Annotated in this window: 20 protein-coding genes; 12 read left to right on the forward strand and 8 right to left on the reverse strand. The window is 62.8% G+C overall.

Features of this window, described 5'->3' with window-relative positions:
- Positions 1–13 precede the first annotated feature (13 nt).
- Together GJ668_RS14745 and GJ668_RS14750 are read left to right on the forward strand one after the other, a co-directional pair.
- A complete protein-coding gene (locus tag GJ668_RS14745; RefSeq protein WP_155450897.1) occupies positions 14–622 on the forward strand; it encodes a glutathione S-transferase N-terminal domain-containing protein in 609 nt (202 codons plus the stop codon).
- Positions 619–1,101, forward strand: a complete 483-nt coding sequence (locus GJ668_RS14750; RefSeq protein WP_155450898.1) for a ClpXP protease specificity-enhancing factor — start codon at positions 619–621, stop codon at positions 1,099–1,101. The genes GJ668_RS14745 and GJ668_RS14750 overlap by 4 nt, the downstream gene beginning before the upstream one ends.
- A 21-nt stretch (positions 1,102–1,122) precedes the next feature.
- On the opposite strand, the gene GJ668_RS14755 is transcribed toward GJ668_RS14750, so the two are convergent.
- Positions 1,123–1,437 (reverse strand): DUF3301 domain-containing protein, encoded by a 315-nt coding sequence (locus GJ668_RS14755; RefSeq protein ID WP_155450899.1) that lies wholly within the window; start codon positions 1,435–1,437, stop codon positions 1,123–1,125.
- Positions 1,434–1,904 (reverse strand): hypothetical protein, encoded by a 471-nt coding sequence (locus GJ668_RS14760; RefSeq protein WP_155450900.1) that lies wholly within the window; start codon positions 1,902–1,904, stop codon positions 1,434–1,436. Before GJ668_RS14760 ends, GJ668_RS14755 begins: the two co-directional genes overlap by 4 nt.
- A 194-nt stretch (positions 1,905–2,098) precedes the next feature.
- Between GJ668_RS14760 and GJ668_RS14765 the strand changes: the two genes are divergently transcribed.
- Complete coding sequence (locus tag GJ668_RS14765) at positions 2,099–3,301, forward strand: TraB/GumN family protein (RefSeq protein ID WP_155450901.1); 1,203 nt, start codon at positions 2,099–2,101, stop codon at positions 3,299–3,301.
- 27 nt (positions 3,302–3,328) lie between these two features.
- Here the strand turns inward: GJ668_RS14765 and GJ668_RS14770 are convergent, their stop codons facing one another.
- Positions 3,329–4,276, reverse strand: a complete 948-nt coding sequence (locus GJ668_RS14770; protein ID WP_155450902.1) for a hypothetical protein — start codon at positions 4,274–4,276, stop codon at positions 3,329–3,331.
- 165 nt (positions 4,277–4,441) lie between these two features.
- Between GJ668_RS14770 and GJ668_RS14775 the strand changes: the two genes are divergently transcribed.
- The 4 genes from GJ668_RS14775 (at position 4,442) to prpF (ending at position 9,427) form a co-directional block, all read left to right on the forward strand.
- Positions 4,442–5,254, forward strand: coding sequence for a spermidine synthase (locus tag GJ668_RS14775; protein ID WP_343032227.1), 813 nt, complete (start codon positions 4,442–4,444; stop codon positions 5,252–5,254).
- A 75-nt stretch (positions 5,255–5,329) separates the two neighbouring features.
- Positions 5,330–5,518, forward strand: a complete 189-nt coding sequence (locus tag GJ668_RS14780) for a hypothetical protein (RefSeq protein WP_155450903.1) — start codon at positions 5,330–5,332, stop codon at positions 5,516–5,518.
- 127 nt (positions 5,519–5,645) lie between these two features.
- Positions 5,646–8,237, forward strand: coding sequence for a Fe/S-dependent 2-methylisocitrate dehydratase AcnD (gene acnD / locus GJ668_RS14785; protein ID WP_155450904.1), 2,592 nt, complete (start codon positions 5,646–5,648; stop codon positions 8,235–8,237).
- Entirely contained in the window at positions 8,234–9,427 is a 1,194-nt protein-coding gene (prpF, locus tag GJ668_RS14790) for a 2-methylaconitate cis-trans isomerase PrpF (protein WP_155450905.1), read from the forward strand. Before acnD ends, prpF begins: the two co-directional genes overlap by 4 nt.
- Positions 9,428–9,501: 74 nt before the next feature.
- On the opposite strand, the gene GJ668_RS14795 is transcribed toward prpF, so the two are convergent.
- The 5 genes from GJ668_RS14795 to thiD all read right to left on the reverse strand — a co-directional run bounded on the left by GJ668_RS14795 (position 9,502) and on the right by thiD (position 14,626).
- Entirely contained in the window at positions 9,502–11,394 is a 1,893-nt protein-coding gene (locus GJ668_RS14795; RefSeq protein WP_155450906.1) for a propionyl-CoA synthetase, read from the reverse strand.
- A 110-nt stretch (positions 11,395–11,504) separates the two neighbouring features.
- The gene (gene hemL, locus GJ668_RS14800; protein WP_155450907.1) at positions 11,505–12,791 is read right to left on the reverse strand and encodes a glutamate-1-semialdehyde 2,1-aminomutase; all 1,287 of its coding nucleotides are present in this window, start codon (positions 12,789–12,791) and stop codon (positions 11,505–11,507) included.
- Position 12,792: 1 nt separating this feature from the next.
- Positions 12,793–13,431 (reverse strand): thiamine phosphate synthase, encoded by a 639-nt coding sequence (gene thiE / locus GJ668_RS14805; RefSeq protein WP_155450908.1) that lies wholly within the window; start codon positions 13,429–13,431, stop codon positions 12,793–12,795.
- Positions 13,432–13,441: 10 nt separating this feature from the next.
- Entirely contained in the window at positions 13,442–13,804 is a 363-nt protein-coding gene (locus GJ668_RS14810) for a DUF1640 domain-containing protein (protein WP_155450909.1), read from the reverse strand.
- Between the two features lie 33 nt (positions 13,805–13,837).
- The gene (gene thiD / locus GJ668_RS14815) at positions 13,838–14,626 is read right to left on the reverse strand and encodes a bifunctional hydroxymethylpyrimidine kinase/phosphomethylpyrimidine kinase (protein ID WP_155450910.1); all 789 of its coding nucleotides are present in this window, start codon (positions 14,624–14,626) and stop codon (positions 13,838–13,840) included.
- Between the two features lie 138 nt (positions 14,627–14,764).
- On the opposite strand from thiD, the gene GJ668_RS14820 reads away from it, so the two are divergent.
- From GJ668_RS14820 to erpA, 5 genes are all read left to right on the forward strand, one after another.
- Positions 14,765–14,929: a rubredoxin gene (locus tag GJ668_RS14820; RefSeq protein WP_155450911.1), complete on the forward strand. Its 165-nt coding sequence runs from the start codon at positions 14,765–14,767 to the stop codon at positions 14,927–14,929.
- 95 nt (positions 14,930–15,024) lie between these two features.
- The gene (locus GJ668_RS14825; protein ID WP_155450912.1) at positions 15,025–15,540 is read left to right on the forward strand and encodes a DUF5063 domain-containing protein; all 516 of its coding nucleotides are present in this window, start codon (positions 15,025–15,027) and stop codon (positions 15,538–15,540) included.
- 99 nt (positions 15,541–15,639) lie between these two features.
- Positions 15,640–16,005, forward strand: a complete 366-nt coding sequence (locus tag GJ668_RS14830; RefSeq protein WP_155450913.1) for a HesB/IscA family protein — start codon at positions 15,640–15,642, stop codon at positions 16,003–16,005.
- Between the two features lie 22 nt (positions 16,006–16,027).
- On the forward strand, positions 16,028–17,050 hold the full coding sequence (gene argC, locus GJ668_RS14835) for an N-acetyl-gamma-glutamyl-phosphate reductase (protein WP_155450914.1): 1,023 nt from the start codon (positions 16,028–16,030) through the stop codon (positions 17,048–17,050).
- A gap of 205 nt (positions 17,051–17,255) precedes the next feature.
- Positions 17,256–17,606, forward strand: a complete 351-nt coding sequence (gene erpA, locus GJ668_RS14840) for an iron-sulfur cluster insertion protein ErpA (RefSeq protein WP_155450915.1) — start codon at positions 17,256–17,258, stop codon at positions 17,604–17,606.
- Positions 17,607–18,130: the final 524 nt, after the last annotated feature.

Raw genomic sequence — 18,130 nt, forward strand, 5'->3', positions numbered from 1 at the left:
CGGTACACTTTCAATGACCCTCTATTCCGATCCGGCCTGTCCCTATTGTCATCGGGTCAGGATGGTGCTGGCCGAGAAAGGCATCGCGGTCGACGTGGTGGACGTCGATGCCAAGGCCCTGCCCGACGAGGTGATGGATTTCAACCCCTATGGCACGGTGCCGACCTTCGTCGACCGCGATCTGCGTCTCTATGAGTCGCGGATCATCATGGAATATCTCGACGAGCGTTTTCCCCATCCGCCACTGCTGCCGGTCGATCCGGTTTCGCGCGCCAGCGCCCGGTTGTTCATGTACCGGGTCGACCGCGACTGGTATTCACTCATGGGGCGTATTCTCCATGGCGAAAAAGACGATATCGAGCAGGCACGCAAGGAATTGCGGGAGAGCTTGATTACCACCGCGCCTGTATTCGCGGCCCATAGCTTTTTCATGAGCGAGGAGTTCTCGCTGGTTGACTGCTGTGTCGCGCCGCTCCTGTGGCGTCTGCCCATGCTTGGCGTCGAGCTGCCGAAGCAGGGCGATCCGATTCGAGTCTATATGAAGCGGATCTTCACCTGGGATGCCTTCCGCCTGAGCCTCACTGAGGCCGAAAAAGAGATGATCGCGGATATCCGCCGATGAACGAAACGACTGACGAGAGCATGACGTCCAGTAAGCCTTATCTGATTCGGGCGATCTATGACTGGATCCTGGACAACCAGATGACGCCGCATCTGGTGGTGGACGCGGGCTTTCCTGACACACGCGTGCCGATGGAGTTCGTCGCCGATGGGCGGATCGTGCTCAACATTGCCCCCGGCGCCGTGCGCAGCCTGGTCATCGGCAACGATTGGATCGAGTTCAACGCACGTTTCGGTGGCGTGGCGCGGGATGTCCTGGTGCCAACCGAGGCCGTAGTCGGCATCTTCACCCGCGAGAACGGGCAGGGCATGGTCTTTCCCGAACCCAGTTATCCCGAACCGACCCAGGCGGCCAATGCCCCGGCTTCCGGTCCCAAACTGGCCGCGCTGCCCGACACGAAAGGCGGCTCGGGCGACAAACCCTCACCGGATCGTCCCAAGGGAAAGAAGGGCGCCCCGACGCTCAAGGTCGTCAAGTGAGACGCGACCGTGTCAGGGCCTTCAGGCGTCCGACACCTGTTCGGGCAACCCGAAGCTCAACTCCTCCAGATTCAGGCCACGCATCACGATATAGCCCTGGCGCCGGCCTGTGCCTTCTTCGCTGAAGTCGAAGCGATAGACGCGACGCAGTCGCACACCCTCGGAGCGCCAGGACAGACCGAGTCGGCGCAGGGCCACGGCCTGATCGAGCCATTGCAGATCGCGCTGCCGGCAGGCCGCCTGACAGATACCGAGCGCGATCTCGCGCGCGCGCAGGCTGTCGAGCCAGAACCAGCCAAGCAGCAGCAATAGACAGACAGTGAGCAGATGACTCATCGCTCGAAGGCCGGCAGGCCGGATTCGAGCCACCAGGTATTCTTCTCGGCGTCGTAGCGCCAGCGCTGACGGTCCTTGAGCTGTTTGACGACCTGACGATCCTCGTACAGATAGTCGATAGCCACGATCTGAGTCGCGGTCTCCGCTTCAGTATCCATCACCGGGGACTGGATGACGTCATAGCCGGTCAGGCGCAGGCCAGTCAAGGTGTCCGGCATGGGTGTCTTGTCGCGTTGATCGGGGTGGAGATAGCCGTAGGCGTTCTCGAAGTATCCCCAGCGCAGGGCGGTCTGATAGCCATTGGTCGCGTTCTGGAGCCTGTCCGATAGACGGTCTTGCTTGACTGGATTGCAGCCCGCGAGCAGCGAGAGCGCTAAAACTCCAGCCGTGAACGATCCGAGGCGCCTGCGGCCCGCCCCTGAGGCGTAGCTGGCGATCCGGGACTTGAGGATGACTTGGCTGATCATAAGTGAACTGGACGCATGCACAGGTCTTTGACACGCCACGGATAGCGATCTTTGCACGCGATGATACGGCATCCAGGCGGCTGGACCAACGCCCGGATCGAAGGCGGCGCGTTCATGGGGTCGGTTCGAGAAACAGGCCGAGACTCAGGTATGATGACGTTCTTTGTCCCACACTGAATGAGTAACGAGAAATCATGGCCGATTCGACGGAACCACGGCGTGATCTGGTGATCGATGGTGTCGAGCTGACGCTGCTCGGCACGGCTCATGTCTCGCGCGCCAGCGCTGATCAGGTGCGCAAGCTGATCCAGTCCGGCGATTACGACAGTGTCGCGGTCGAACTGTGCCGCAGCCGTTTCAATGCCCTGATGGATCCGCGCACCCTGGCGCAGATGGATCTGTTCTCGGTCATCCGCCAGAACCGAGTCTACATGGTCGTCGCCAATCTGGTGCTCGCGGCCTATCAGCAGCGGCTCGCCGATCAGTTCGGCATCGAGCCGGGCGCTGAGCAACGCACCGCGCTGCGTCTGGCCAAGGATCAGGATCTGCACCTGCTGCTCGTCGACCGCGAGATCGGGATCACACTCAAACGCATCTCGGCCAATCTCGGTTGGTGGAAACGCTATGGCCTGTTTGCGGGACTGCTGACAGCCATGATCAGTTCCGACGAGGTCACCGAAGAGGACGTCGAGCGGCTCAAGGAGGGCGACGTGCTGGAGACGGCCTTTGCTGAGTTCGCCGCTGATCGTCGCGATCTCTATATTCCTCTGATCGAGGAACGCGATCGCTATATGGCCGCCAGGCTCAAACGCGAGATCGCGCGCGTGGGAGCCAAGCGTGTTCTGGTCGTGATCGGGGCCGGTCATCTCAAGGGCGTGACCGAAGCGTTGGAGCATTTGCCGTCCGCTCCGTCCGCTGTGTTGAGCGAACTGGAGCAGGTGCCGCCGCCGAGTCGCTGGCCGACCCTCTTTGCCTGGACCGTACTGCTCCTGATCCTGGCCGGCTTCGGCTATGGGTTCGCGGTAAGTCCCGAATTGGGCCTGGATCTCTTGATCGGCTGGGTGCTGATCACGGGTGGCCTCTCGGCGCTCGGCACGCTGCTCGCGGCCGGACATCCACTCACCATTCTCTCGGCCTTTCTCGCCGCGCCCCTGACCACACTCAACCCGGCCATCGGGGCCGGCATGATCACGGGCGCTGTCGAACTCTATCTGCGCAAGCCCAGTGTGGGCGACTTCAGCCGGTTGCGCGCCGACGTGTCCACCTGGACCGGCTGGTGGCGCAATCGGGTCTCGCGCGTGCTGGTCGTCTTCGTCTTGAGCAGTCTGGGGGCCGGGATCGGCACCTATGTGGCCGGATTCCACATCGTCGAGCGCCTGCTCCAGGCGGGCGCTTAAGGGCGGCCTGCGGCGTAGACCCGTGACTTAACCCTGATACGCGTCTGGCGTTGGTCGGGCGCCGTTCAGACGCGGTTCGATATAGGCGCGTCTGAATTGCTGGCAACGGTCGATGTATTCACGGGTGCTCTTGGGCATGGGCACGCGCGCGCGCACGATGAAGCTGATCAGATCGGTTCCGTCGCGCAGCAGTCGCGTGCCCTCAACCGCCTCGCGCACGTCGACGGCTTCGTACATGGCGGGAATGAGTGGATCGTGGTTGCGCACACGGTCACTGGCGACGACATAGGTCGGCCAGACATCGAAGACCTCCGGGTCGGTGCGCAGGATCTCGCACTTGCGCTTGGCCGTGACATTGAGCTCATCGAGCCGTACATCCAGACCAATGATCTGACGGCTGCCGGCGAAGGTGTCCTTCATGGCCGCCGTGATGCGGTCGATGTCGTGCATGGTCATGGCGATCTTGAGATAGCGGCTCGAATAGAACGCTTCGATGGGCATGGAGAACGCCTTGAACGGCTCGCCCCAGAGTTCGTCGATGCCTTCGTCGCCGCCGCGATGGCGAACCATTTTGCCGAGTTCGAGCGCCTCGATCAGACAGTGCCCGCACTCGCGCATCAGGGTGTGATCCGGTGGGATCTCGACCCCGGCCGTTTGCAGATCCACTAGACTGTGGAAAATATCGGCGGCGCGGTTGAAGAGCGCCCCGGCCAGCATGGCCCCATTGACGCGCTTGCGTTCGGTGTCGGTCTCAGCCTCATAGGCGGCGCGCGCTTCCTTGAGCCGCGAGCCGGGGATGTTGATGCCGTGCTCGACATGATTGAAGAGGCGTCGCGTGAGCGCCTGTATGAGCTGGCGCCGAACCTCGAAACTGTCGGGTGGCGGTTCATAATATTTGATCCAATAGCCGTCATAGTAGACGCGCATGACGCCATCGATCTTGCGTTTACTGCCGTTGAGTGGGGACTGATACATGCGGCGCATCAATGTCCGAAATGTCCGAAACCATGGAAGAGGTTAGTGTAGGTCATGACGAGCGGTGATACTCGCTTGGCGCGCGTTATAGACTCGATCGCGTGACGCGCGCCCTGGTCCATCGTTCGTGGGGGAGCCGGATAACAAGGGTTCCATCGAGTCGGAGTGCCGTTCAACATCGCCGGGTATTCAATCATGCAATCCAAGGACCGTTTTACCGCGATCATTCTGGCGCTTCTGGTGTGGGGATTTGCTGGAGCACTCTTCGGCGCGCTCTTTGCCGGTCTGCATCAGATCCTGCTGGTACTGGGTCTGACGGGATGGCTGCCGCTGATCGTCGCCACCGCCGCCGCGTCCATGACGACCACGGCCTTTTATAGCGCGATGCCGGTCGCGTTGGTAGGCTCCATGGCCGGTGTTCTGGCCTCGATCGGCTATTTGGTCGTTATCGGACAGGATATCGACTTGTTGATGATCGCCAGTCTCGCCGCCGGAGCGGGCGTGGTGGCCGGAGCCTTCTACTCCTGGATGGTAACAGGTAGCAGCCGCCCGCTGGCCGAGACACTCACCGGCCTGATCTCCGGATCTTTGGCGGGCGGCGTGTTGAGCCTGCTGTTGTGGTTTCTGGATGAGCCTGTCAGTGTGTTCGTGCTGGCTGCTGGCGTGGTTGCGCTGGCCGGGGTCTTCTTTGAGATCTTCGAGCACTGGCTGGTCAAGCTCGGTGTCGCCTGGCTGCCCGGTGTGGTTTCCGCGCCGCTGGTGGCCGGTCTGATCGCGGCCGTCGTGGCCGGGAGCATCTGGATCCTGGGTAACACCACGACCACCGTGCTGGACATGCGGACTCAGGAAGTGATCACGCATGTCCTGAATGATATCCCGCCAGGCTTGCTGGGCGGGGTGCTCGGTGGAGCCATCACTGGCATCATGCTCGAAATTTTCGGCTTTCGTCTTGAAGAGCAGATCGAAGATCAGATGTGATCAGTGTTCAAGCGCCTAACTTAAAGAATTGATTTTATTGTATTAAGGCGTGCCTGGACGCTATGGGATAATCGGGTGTCCGGTGTCTGCTCGGACAGCGCGCTCGCCTTCAACGCCAAACAAGAGGAAACGCACATGGTTCAGATATTGATTGGCATCGCGATCGGAGTCGTGATCGGTTGGAATTGGCCGCAGCCGGCCTGGGCACGCGGTCTCCAGGCCCGCTTCATCAAGCTGGTGCATATCCCTGAAAAACACGATTGAGCCACGACCAAGCCGCATCTTGTCATAACAAATGCCGCCCGTGGCGCGTGCCGCTGGATTCAGTCGCCGTCGCAGTCGGCTTGTTTGGAGCGGGCTGGCTATTTGAAATCAAAGAATTAGAGCATCGATGAATACCACCAATCGCAAACCCCTACCTGGAACCAATCTGGACTACTTCGACGCCCGCGCCGCGATCGAGACGATCGCGCCCGGCGCCTATGACAGCCTTCCCTATACCGCGCGTGTTCTGGCCGAAAACCTGGTCCGGCGCTGTGACACAGCGATCCTGGACGATTCGCTCCGGCAGATCGTCGAGCGCCAGCGCGAACGCGATTTTCCCTGGTTTCCGGCGCGCGTGGTCTGTCACGACATCCTGGGTCAGACCGCGCTGGTCGATCTGGCTGGTCTGCGCGATGCCATCGCCGATCAAGGCGGCGATCCGGCCAAAGTCAACCCCGTGGTACCGGTGCAGCTCATCGTCGACCACTCGCTGGCGGTCGAGTGCGGCGGCGACGATCCGGACGCCTTCGCCAAGAACCGCGCCATCGAAGATCGGCGCAACGAGGATCGCTTCCACTTCATCGAGTGGACCAAGCTCGCTTTCGACAATGTCGACGTGATTCCAGCCGGCAACGGCATCATGCACCAGATCAATCTGGAGCGGATGAGTCCGGTGATCCAGGCTCGGGACGGCGTGGCGTTTCCGGATACCCTGGTCGGCACCGACAGCCATACCCCGCATGTCGACGCGCTGGGTGTGATTGCCATCGGCGTCGGCGGACTGGAAGCTGAGAACGTGATGCTGGGCCGTGCCTCCTGGATGCGACTGCCTGAGATCATCGGCGTCGAGCTGACAGGCCGGCCGCAGCCGGGCATCACCGCCACCGACGTGGTGCTGGCCCTGACCGAGTTCCTGCGTAAGGAGAAGGTCGTCGGCGCCTATCTCGAATTCCATGGCGAGGGTGCAGCGGCACTGACCATCGGCGACCGTGCCAGTATCTCCAACATGTGCCCCGAGTACGGTGCCACCGCCGCGCTCTTCCACATCGACGGTCAGACCATCGACTACCTTCGGCTCACCGGCCGCGACGACGCGCAGGTCAAGCTGGTCGAGACCTATGCGAAGCAGACCGGACTCTGGGCCGAGAGTCTGAAGAACGCCCAGTACGAGCGCACCCTGAGCTTTGACCTGTCGAGCGTGGTCCGCAACCTCGCCGGTCCCTCCAATCCGCATGCGCGTGTGGCCACTGCTGATCTTGCCGCCAAGGGCATCGCCGGTTCCTGGGAGGAGGTGTCCGGCCAGATGCCGGATGGCGCGGTCATCATCGCCGCCATCACCAGCTGCACCAACACTAGCAACCCGCGCAACGTCATCGCGGCGGCGTTGCTGGCGCGCAACGCCAATCGGCTCGGTCTGACGCGCAAGCCCTGGGTCAAGAGTTCGCTCGCGCCCGGCTCCAAGACCGTGCCCATGTATCTGGAGCAGGCCGGGCTACTGTCGGAGCTGGAACAGCTTGGCTTTGGCATCGTCGGTTTCGCCTGCACCACCTGCAACGGCATGTCCGGCGCCCTGGATCCAAAAATCCAGCAGGAGATCATCGACCGCGATCTTTATGCGACCGCCGTGCTCTCGGGCAATCGCAACTTCGATGGCCGTATCCATCCCTATGCCAAGCAGGCGTTCCTGGCCTCGCCGCCGCTGGTCGTGGCCTATGCCATCGCCGGCACCATCCGTTTCGACATCGAGAAGGATGTGCTTGCTGTCGTCGATGGCCGTGAGATCCGGTTGAAGGACATCTGGCCGACCGACGAGGAGATCGACGCCGTCGTCGCTGCCAGTGTCAAGCCGGAGCAGTTCCGTCAGGTCTATGAGCCGATGTTTGCCGTCTCCGCCGCGAGTGGCGAGCGGGTCAGCCCGCTCTACGACTGGCGTCCGCAGAGCACCTACATCCGCCGTCCGCCCTACTGGGAAGGCGCGCTGGCCGGTGAGCGGACGCTCAAGGGCATGCGTCCGCTGGCCGTGCTGCCGGACAACATCACCACCGATCATCTGTCGCCGTCCAACGCCATCCTGCTGGAGAGTGCCGCCGGCGAATATCTGGCGCGCATGGGACTGCCCGAGGAAGACTTCAACTCCTATGCGACCCATCGCGGCGACCACCTGACCGCTCAGCGTGCCACCTTCGCCAATCCCAAGCTCATCAACGAGATGGCTGTGGTCGATGGACAGGTCAAGCAGGGCTCGTTGGCGCGGGTCGAGCCGGACGGCACGGTCATGCGCATGTGGGAGGCGATCGAGACCTACATGGAGCGCCGGCAGCCGCTCATCATCATCGCCGGTGCCGACTATGGTCAGGGCTCCTCGCGCGACTGGGCGGCCAAGGGCGTGCGTCTGGCGGGCGTGGAGGCCATCGTTGCTGAGGGCTTCGAGCGCATTCATCGCACCAACCTGATCGGCATGGGTGTGCTGCCCTTGCAGTTCAAGCCGGGCGTGAACCGCAAAACGCTCGGCATCGACGGCACTGAGACCTATGACGTCATTGGCGCGCGTCAACCACGCGCTGATCTGACCCTGGTCATCCAGCGCAAGAACGGCGAGCGCGTCGAGGTGCCCGTAACCTGTCGGCTCGACACCGCCGAGGAGGTCTCGATCTACGAGGCCGGCGGCGTGTTGCAACGCTTCGCCCAGGACTTCCTGGAGGGGAATCGGCCGTCATGAGTCAGGTACCCCAAATCAAGATTCCCGCTACCTACATGCGCGGCGGGACCAGCAAGGGTGTCTTCTTCCGGTTGCACGACCTGCCCGAGTCCTGCCAGGTGCCGGGCGCGGCGCGCGATGCGCTGCTACGGCGCGTCATCGGCAGCCCCGATCCCTACGGCAAGCAGATCGACGGTATGGGTGGGGCGACCTCCAGCACCAGCAAGACCGTCATCCTGTCCAAGAGCACCCGGCCCGGTCATGACGTCGACTATCTGTTCGGGCAGGTCTCGATCGACACGCCCTTCGTCGACTGGAGCGGCAACTGCGGCAACCTCTCCGCGGCTGTCGGCCCTTTCGCCATCAGCCATGGCCTGATCGATCCCGAGCGCGTCCCCGAGAATGGGATTTGCACGGTGCGCATCTGGCAGGCCAACATCGGCAAGACCATCGTCGCCCAGGTGCCGATCACCGCTGGTGCGGTGCAGGAGACGGGTGATTTCGAACTCGACGGAGTGACCTTCCCGGCCGCTGAGATCCAGCTCGAATTCCTTGATCCGGCCGACGAAGGCGACGGGGAGGGCGGCGGGTCGATGTTTCCGACCGGCCATCTGGTCGATGATCTCGACGTGCCGGGCCTGGGCACGCTCAAGGCGACCCTGATCAATGCCGGCATCCCGACCGTGTTCGTTAATGCCGAGGCGATCGGCTACACCGGCACCGAGTTACAGGAGGCCATCAACGGCGATCCTAAGGCGCTGGCTATGTTCGAGACCATCCGCGCCCAGGGCGCGCTACGCATGGGGCTGATCAAGGACGTCAGCGAGGCGGCAACCCGTCAGCACACGCCCAAGGTCGCCTTCGTCGCTCTGCCTGCCGACTATGTCGCCTCCAGCGGCAAGCCGGTCGCGGCCAGCGAGATCGATCTGTGCGTGCGTGCGCTTTCGATGGGCAAGCTGCATCACGCCATGATGGGCACGGCGGCGGTAGCCATCGGTACGGCGGCGGCGATCCCTGGAACGCTCGTCAATCTCGCCGCTGGCGGTGGCGAGCGCACGGCTGTGCGGTTCGGTCATCCCTCGGGTACGTTACGGGTCGGTGCGGAGGCCAAACAGGTCGATGGCAACTGGACCGTGACCAAGGCCATCATGAGCCGCAGCGCGCGGGTGATCATGGAAGGTTGGGTGCGTGTGCCTGGAGAGGCGTTCTAAGCGGCCGCTCGCTTGGATCTTAGCGGCACGGTTTCAGACCGCGCCGCTAAGACCGCACTCATGGCCGATCGGCCTTAATGCTTGGCGTAGCCGATGCTTTCCAGGACCGCCTGGATTTCGGCGAGGATGGCTGGATCGTCGATGGTGGCCGGCAGGTTGTAATCCTTGCCGTCGGCGATGGCCTTCATGGTCCCGCGCAGGATCTTGCCTGAGCGGGTCTTAGGCAGACGCTCGACGACGGCCACCGTCTTGAAGGCCGCCACCGGGCCGATCTGATCGCGCACCAGATCGACCAGCTCCTTGATCAGCGTCTTCTTGTCGCGATCGACACCCGACTTGAGTACCACCAGACCCAGCGGCAGCTCGCCCTTGAGTTGATCCGCCGCCCCGATGACGGCGCACTCGGCCACATCCGGATGTGAGGCCAGCACCGCTTCCATGCCGCCCGTCGACAGCCGATGCCCGGCGACATTGATGATGTCGTCGATCCGGCTCATGACGAAGATGTAGCCGTCCTCGTCCATGTAACCCGCATCCCCGGTCAGATAGTAGCCGGGCTGGGTGGAGAGATAGGACTGCACGAAACGCGCGTCATTGCCCCAGAGCGTTTGCAGACAACCGGGCGGCATCGGCAGCTTGATCAGGATGCGCCCGATGTCGCCCGGCTGGACCGGCTCGCCGGCGTCGTCGAGCACGCGCACGTCGTAGCCGGGCACAGCGCGGGTCGGCGAGCCGGGCTTGACCGGCAGCGGCTCGATGCCCAGACAGTTGGCGGCGATGGCCCAGCCGGTCTCAGTCTGCCACCAGTGATCAATCACGGGTACGCCGAGCGTGCGTTGCGCCCATTCGAGCGTGTCCGGGTCGCAGCGCTCGCCGGCCAGAAAGAGCGCGCGCAAGCAACTGAGATCATAGTGCTTGAGATGTTCGGCCTTGGGATCTTCGCGCTTGATGGCGCGGAAGGCGGTGGGCGCGGTGAAGAGCACCGAGACCTGATGGTCCTGGATCACACGCCAGAACGCACCGGCATCCGGGGTACCGACCGGCTTGCCCTCGTAGACGATAGTGGTGCAGCCCATCAGCAGCGGTGCATAGACGATATAGGAATGTCCGACTACCCAGCCGACGTCCGAAGCGGCCCAGAAGACCTCGCCCGGCTCGACATTGTAGACATGGCGCATGCTCCAGGCCATGGCGACCGCGTGACCGCCATTGTCGCGCACCACACCCTTGGGCTGGCCCGTGGTGCCCGAGGTGTAGAGGATATAGAGCGGATCGGTCGCCTCGACCGGGACGCAGTCGGCGGGTTCGGCGTCGGCTATGGCCTCCGACCAGCTCAGGTCGCGCCCCTCGATCAGCACGCCCAGCTCCTGCGGACGTTGCAGAATGACGCAGTGCGCCGGTTTGTGCGCGGCCTGATCGATGGCCGAATCCAGCAGGGGTTTGTAGTGAACGATGCGGTTGGTCTCGATGCCGCACGAGCCGGCGACCATGACCTTGGGCTTGGCGTCGTCGATGCGGGTGGCCAATTCATGCGCCGAGAAACCGCCGAAGACTACCGAATGGATGGCGCCGATGCGCGCACAGCCGAGCATGGCCACCAGTGCCTCGGGCACCATCGGCATGTAGATGATGACCCGATCGCCCTTGGCCACACCGAGCGACTTCAGCACCCCGGCGAAGCGTGCGACCTGATCCTGCAACTCGGCATAGGTGATGATGGTCTTCGAGTCCGTGACCGGACTGTCGTGGATGATCGCCGCCTGATCGCCGCGTCCGGCCTTCACATGGCGGTCGACAGCGTTGTAACAGGTATTGAGCTGGCCGCCCTGGAACCAGCGGTAAAAGGGTGGATTGGAATCGTCCAGCACCCGGTCCCAGGGTCGATCCCAGTCGATCAGCTCGGCCGCCTCGGCCCAGAAGGCCGATGGATCCTGCATCGAGCGGTCGTAGAGGGTTTGGTAGCCCATTTGTCGTTCTCCGATGGTGGCACAACAGGTGATGGGTGACCCCTGGGACATGACTATCCCAAGGGACACCTTTGGGATAGTACTTGACCGAACGGTTCTCAGCGCTCCAGTCAGTCTGCGGCGATGGCCGCGAAGGTCTCGGCCGCTGCGTCGAGCGTCGCTTGGATATGCTCATCCGTGTGCATGATGGAGACGAAGCCTGCCTCGAACGCCGAGGGTGCCAGATAGACACCGCGCTCCAGCATGCCGTGGAAGAAGGCTTTGAACTGCTCCTGATTGCAGCCGGTGGCCTGCTCGTAGTTCGTCACCTGCTGATCGGTGAAGAAGATCCCGAACATGCCGCCGGCCTGGTTGGTGGTCAGCGGTATGCCTGCCGCCGCTGCACGCTCCTTGAGACCCGTCATCAGGGTCGTGACCTTGGCGGCGAGCTGGTCGTAGAAACCGGGCGCTGAGATCAGCTCCAGGGTCTTGAGACCGGCGGCCATGGCAATGGGATTACCGGACAGCGTGCCAGCCTGATAGACCGGACCGAGCGGCGACAGACGCGACATGATTTCCTGCTTGCCGCCGAAGGCGCCGACCGGCATGCCGCCGCCGATGACCTTGCCGAGCGCGGTCAGGTCGGGCTTGATGCCGTAGTGTGCCTGAGCACCGCCGAGCGCGACGCGGAAGCCGGTCATGACCTCGTCGAAGATCAGCACCGCGCCGTACTGGTCGCAGACCTCGCGCAGACCTTCCAGGAAGCCCGGCACCGGCGGGATGCAGTTCATGTTGCCGGCGACCGGCTCGACGATGATGCAGGCGATCTCGGAGCCGATCTCAGCGAAGGTCTCGCGCACCTGATCGATATCGTTGTAGCGCAGGGTGATGGTGAGTTCAGCCAGCGCCGCCGGCACGCCGGGCGAGCTGGGCTCACCGAACGTCAGCGCGCCGGAGCCGGCCTTGACCAGCAGCGAGTCGGCGTGCCCATGGTAGCAGCCCTCGAACTTGACGATCTTGTCGCGCCCGGTATAGCCGCGCGCCAGACGCAGCGCGCTCATGGTCGCCTCGGTGCCCGAGCTGACCATGCGCACCATGTCCATGCTCGGCACCAGTTCGCAGACCTTGTCGGCCATGACGGTTTCGAGTTCGGTCGGCGCGCCGAACGACAGCCCCTTGTCGAGCCGCTCGCGCACAGCGGCCAGCACTTCGGGGTGGGCATGACCGAGGATCATCGGACCCCAGGAGCCGACATAGTCGATATAACGCTGGCCGTCGGCATCGAAGGCATAGGGACCGGCGGCGCTCTCGAAGAACACCGGGTCGCCGCCCACTCCGCGGAACGCCCGCACCGGCGAGTTGACGCCGCCAGGGATGTGACGCTGTGCGGCGGCGAAAAGGTCGTGGGATCGGCTCATCTCAATGGGTCTCCTTCGGAAACAGGTTGGTATAGGCACGGGCGGCGGCGGTGATGTCGGGTTGGGCGAAGACACCCGTGACGACCGCGAGCATGTCGGCCCCCGCCGCGATCAAAGGCCCGCCATTGTGTGGCGTGATGCCGCCGATCGCAACCAATGGCAACGCGATCCGGCGGCGGGCTTCGGTCAGCAGGCCGGGATCAGGGCGCACGGCCTTGGGTTTGGTCGTCGACGCGAAGAAGCTGCCGAAGGCGACATAGCTGGCGCCGGCGGCTGCAGCGGCTGCCGCCAGCGCGAGCTGGTCGTAGCAGGAGACGCCGATGATGGCGGTTTCACCGAGCCGTTCGCGTGCGGCGCGCGGGTCCGGATCGTCGCGGCCGAGATGCACGCCGTCGGCGCCCAGCTCGACCGCCAGATCGAGTTCGTCGTTGATGATGAGCGGCACGCTGGCTGTACGGCAGAAGGCGAGCAGGGCCGCAGCGCGCCGGCGGCGCTCGTCTAGCGTATGGATCTTGTCGCGATACTGGATCACACGCGCCCCGCCGGCGATAGCCGCGCCGACCTGATCGACGAGCGTCGCGATCGGCAGCGGTGCATCGGGCGTGATGGCGTAGAGTCCCTGGAACGAAGTTTTGGTCATGCTGTTTCGGTCACAATAACTTCACGAGTGCGGCGATCGCGGCGACCTGAGCGAACATCAGGGGGACGAGCCATTTCAGCAGATCGATCTTGACCTGCGCGATATCGAGTTTGAGTTCGGAGCGGAGCTGCTCGATGTCGCGCTTAAGTTCGGAGCGTAGCTGCTCGATCTCGAGTTTGAGATTCGCCTGCACCTGCTCGATCTCTTTTTGCAACCGCAGCTCGGACTCGCGCACATGCCCCTGCGTGGCCAGTTCGGGCAGATGCGGATAGCGATCCTCCAGCCGCTCGAACGCCTCGGCGATCACCCGTGCTCGGGTGCGATCATCGGGGGCAGTGCTCAGTGCTTCATATAGTTCAACGACGGAACTCATCGGCATGATCTCCAAATATCGCTGTTCAATGCCCTAATCATGGAGCCGATTGGGCGTCAGTTGGCAGCGCCCCGTGCGCAAGGCCCGTTCGAGCGTCTTCCAGGTATAGCTCTGAGCCGACTCGACGGCCTGCACCAGCGTCATCCCATGCGCCAAGCGTGCGGCGATGGCGCTGGCCAGGGTGCAGCCTGAACCGTGGTACTCACCGGGCAGACGCGGCCAGTCCCAGGCATGGCGTTCGCCATCTGCACCAAAGAGCCGGTTGGTGACGGCCTCGGTCGCGTCATGGGTGCCCGTGATCAGCACCCAGGGCGCGCCAGCGCCGAGTAGACGCTCGGCACAGTCCTCCGGCGCGCTGGCACCGGTCAGGGCGCGCGCTTCGGGCAGATTCGGCGTGACTAGCGTGCAACGCGGAACGAGCGCGCCGCGCAGTTCTTCGAGCAGGGCGCTGTCGGCGACTGACTGACCCGCCCCTGTCGCCAGCACGGTATCCAGAACGACTGGAGTCCGTGGACGTTCGTCGATGAGTCGTGCCAGCATTCGGGCGATGTCGGCGCCACCAATCAGACCGATCTTGAGTGCATCAGGCGGACTGTCGTTCATCAGACGTTGGCAATGCGCCTCGATCTGCTCGGCGGGTTGCGGATGGATTCGAGCCAGCCCACAGGTATCCTGCTCGGTCAGTGCCGTGATCACGGTCAGCGGAAAGGCGCGCGCGGCCTGCACCGCCTCGGCATCGGCGAGGATGCCGGCCCCGCCGCTCGGATCGTGCCCGCCCACACAGAGCACGAGCGGCCGATCGGGGCGTTGGATATCCATCATGGCGTACCCCAGGCACCAGCCGTGGCTTGAACTGCTCGACCATGCCCCGATTCTGTCGGCCAGGTCATCGGGCGCTTCGCCAGTGCATGCGTCGGGCAGGCGCCGAATTTACTCAGGCTCAGAGAGCTATAACCGTACATGAATACCTATCAATGTCTCGTTTGCGGGCTGATCTACGACGAAGCCCAGGGTTGGCCGGATGACGGTATCGCGCCCGGCACTAAATGGGAAGATGTCCCCGCCGACTGGAAGTGCCCTGAATGCGGCGTCGGCAAGGATGATTTCGAGATGGTTATGCTCTGAGCCGATGCAGCCTCGATGATGATTCGAGGCCATGGAAGGCCACGCCGTAGACGCCGATCCGGCCAAGTCATTTTTTCTCGACTACACTCCTTGGCATGGACGCCATCACATCTCCCACTCGGGTTCTGGAGACTGGCTTCAATCGTGAATTGGCCAGACTCGCCAGGCGTTACTGTGAACTCATCGAGACACACCCGACACATCGCGGTGTCTGGCTCGCGCGGATCGCCGAGTTACTGCCGAGGTTGCACGCCGGCGTCAGCTCGCTTGTCGCCGCCGAGCCGCCTCCCGGTGATCGGCCAGAGCCAGTCGATCTGGACGCGCGTTTCGAACTCTTCAGCCAATTGCGCGCCCTGCTGGCCGATCGCGACGCCTACTGGCTCGAATTCGACTCTGTGGCCGAAGGCATGGCCGCCATGACCGGCAGCCTCGCCGACGATCTCACCGACATCTATTGCGAGCTCAAGCATGGTCTGACGCTGTTCGAGCTGGACCCTAACACTGCAATGGCGGTCTGGGCGCTGGGCTACAGGCAGCATTGGGGGCAGCATCTGGTCGATGCCGAACGCCACCTGGCTAGGCTCAGGGCGCAGTCACAGCTCGATCTCTAATACCGTGCATTTTACGCTGGCATTCGCGGTCGGCTTTCTGCTACGCTCCCGCGCTGATTTTTCGCGTGTATCTCACGTATTTTTGAGAGGATTCCTCCCATGTCCCTGGCGATCACCGAAGCGGACCTGACACTGACCGAGCCGGCTCAGACCAAGATGAGCGACCTGTTCCAACAGATCGACGACAGCGTGCAGGGTGTGCGCGTCTTCGCCACCGCCGGTGGCTGTAGCGGTGTCAGTTTTGGCATGACCTTCACCGACGTCATCAACGAAGACGACGGCGTGCTGGCCTTCAACGGCTTCAAAGTCGTCGTCGACGATGGCACGCTCGAATATCTGCGCGGTGTGGAGATCGATTTCGTTGATCAGGGCGACGGCAACGCCACCTTCATCTTCAACAACCTGCCCCAGATGGGCGGCGGCTGCGGCAGCTGCGGCTCGTCCTCAGGCGGCGGCTGCTCCTGATCGACGCTGGAGTCCATCAAGCATGATCCGAGTCGGAATCGTCGGCGGTACGGGCTATACCGGGGCCGAGCTGCTGCGTCTACTGGCGCGTCATCCCCAGGCCACGCTCGCCGTCATCACCTCGCGAAGCGAGTCGGGCGTGCCGGTGGCCGAGATGTTCACGCATCTGCGCGGTCATCTCGATCTTTGTTTCAGCGAGCCGGATACCGGCGCCCTGGCTGAGTGCGATCTGGTCTTCTTCGCCACGCCCAATGGCACGGCGATGAAATCCGTACCCGAGCTGCTCGAACGCGGCACGCGCGTCATCGATCTGGCCGCCGATTTCCGCTTGAAGGATCCCGCGCTCTGGGAGCGCTGGTACGGGATGCCGCATCACTGCCCGGAGCTGCTCGCTGAGGCCGTCTACGGTCTGCCCGAAATCAATCGCGATGCCATTCGTGCGGCGCGTCTCATCGCCAACCCGGGCTGTTATCCAACTGCCGTGACTCTGGGCTTTTTGCCCCTGCTCGAACAGCGCGCGATCGATCCGTCCTGGCTGATCGCCGATGCCAAGTCGGGTGTGAGCGGCGCGGGCCGCAAGGCGGAGACCAGTCTGCTGATGGCCGAGGTCGGCGAGAGCTTCAAAGCCTATTCGGTCAGCGGGCATCGACATCTGCCCGAGATCACTCAGAATCTCCAAACTTTCGCTGGACTGGACATCAGCCTGACCTTCGTTCCGCATCTGGTGCCCATGATCCGCGGCATCGAGGCCACGCTCTATGCGCGCCTGACTGATGACAGTCTGGATCTCGCCTCCCTGTACCAGTCGCGGTATGCCGACGAGCCCTTTGTCGACTTCATGACCAGCGGCAGCCCGGACACCCGCTCGGTGCGCGGCTCCAATGACTGCCGCATCGCCGTCGCGTGTCAGGGCGAGGTCGTCATCGTGCAGTCGGTGATCGACAATCTGGTCAAGGGCGCGGCCGGGCAGGCGGTGCAGAACATGAACCTCATGTTTGGACTCGATGAGACGCTCGGTCTGGAAGCTCTGGCCATGCTGCCTTGAGTCGGCTCAAACGATCATCCCATCGTCTCGTCTGCTTGAACATCGTCTGCGGCAGACACATGTCTCATTCCTAAGCAGTTTCAGCCTTGGTTAGATTCGAGGCCCAGGAAACCAGGATTCAGTCGCTACCGGGCGTCAGCATCACTGCATGCCCGGTCCTGTCTTTGACCCGACCCGAACGGGCTGGGTTCTTGCGGAGAAACCGATGAACGTCGAAGCCGATCTCGAAGCACCACTTGTCTTTACTGCGTCCGCTGCGTCTAAAGTGGCCGAACTCATTCGCGGTGAGGGCAATCCCGGACTCATGTTACGCGTCTATATCCAGGGCGGTGGTTGCTCTGGATTCCAGTACGGTTTCACCTTCGATGAGGACGTGCAGGACGGAGATACCGAAGTCGAGACCGATGGTGTCAAGCTGCTCGTCGACCCGATGAGTCTGCAATATCTGATGGGCGCTGAGATCGACTATACGGAAGGGCTGCAGGGCGCACAGTTCGTCATTCGTAACCCGAACGCGACCACCACCTGTGGGTGTGGCTCCTCGTTCTCGGCTTGATCGAGGCGACACGCTCTGAGGAGCGAAGCCTCACGAAGGCGCCCAACGACGCCCTTCACCCAGTCCTCCCTCAGTTGGGTTGAGGGGGGAGTTGGAGTGGGATGATGTGTGAGGATGCGTTCGTGCCCTGCTTGGGGTGATTCGGCCGATTGGCGAAATAGTCGAAGATGGCGTAACCAGCTCCAGCCACCGCCAGTAGGGCCAGGATTCGCAAAAATGTCCCCAGGCCGAATCGACGCTTGCGACGCGGGGTCCATTCGCTGCGTTTGAATTTGTAGTCACGCATTATCGAAAATCTGCAATATTTCAAGAAATAACGCGATTTTTTCGCGTTTTGGCTAGTGTAGTCGCAAAGGCCCCGATCGAACAAGGTTCGCTGGACGAACACGCGAGCCAAGGGCGGGTGCGACCATAACTGATGCGTTGGCTAAACTGTAGGCTCCATGTAACTGTCTTGTGAGGCTCCTGCCATGCCAACGTACGCCCAAAGCGATAAAGAGTTGCTTGAGGCACTGAATCGCAAC

The sequence above is a fragment of the Allochromatium palmeri genome (assembly GCF_009720725.1).
Taxonomy (GTDB): Bacteria; Pseudomonadota; Gammaproteobacteria; order Chromatiales; family Chromatiaceae; genus Thermochromatium; species Thermochromatium palmeri.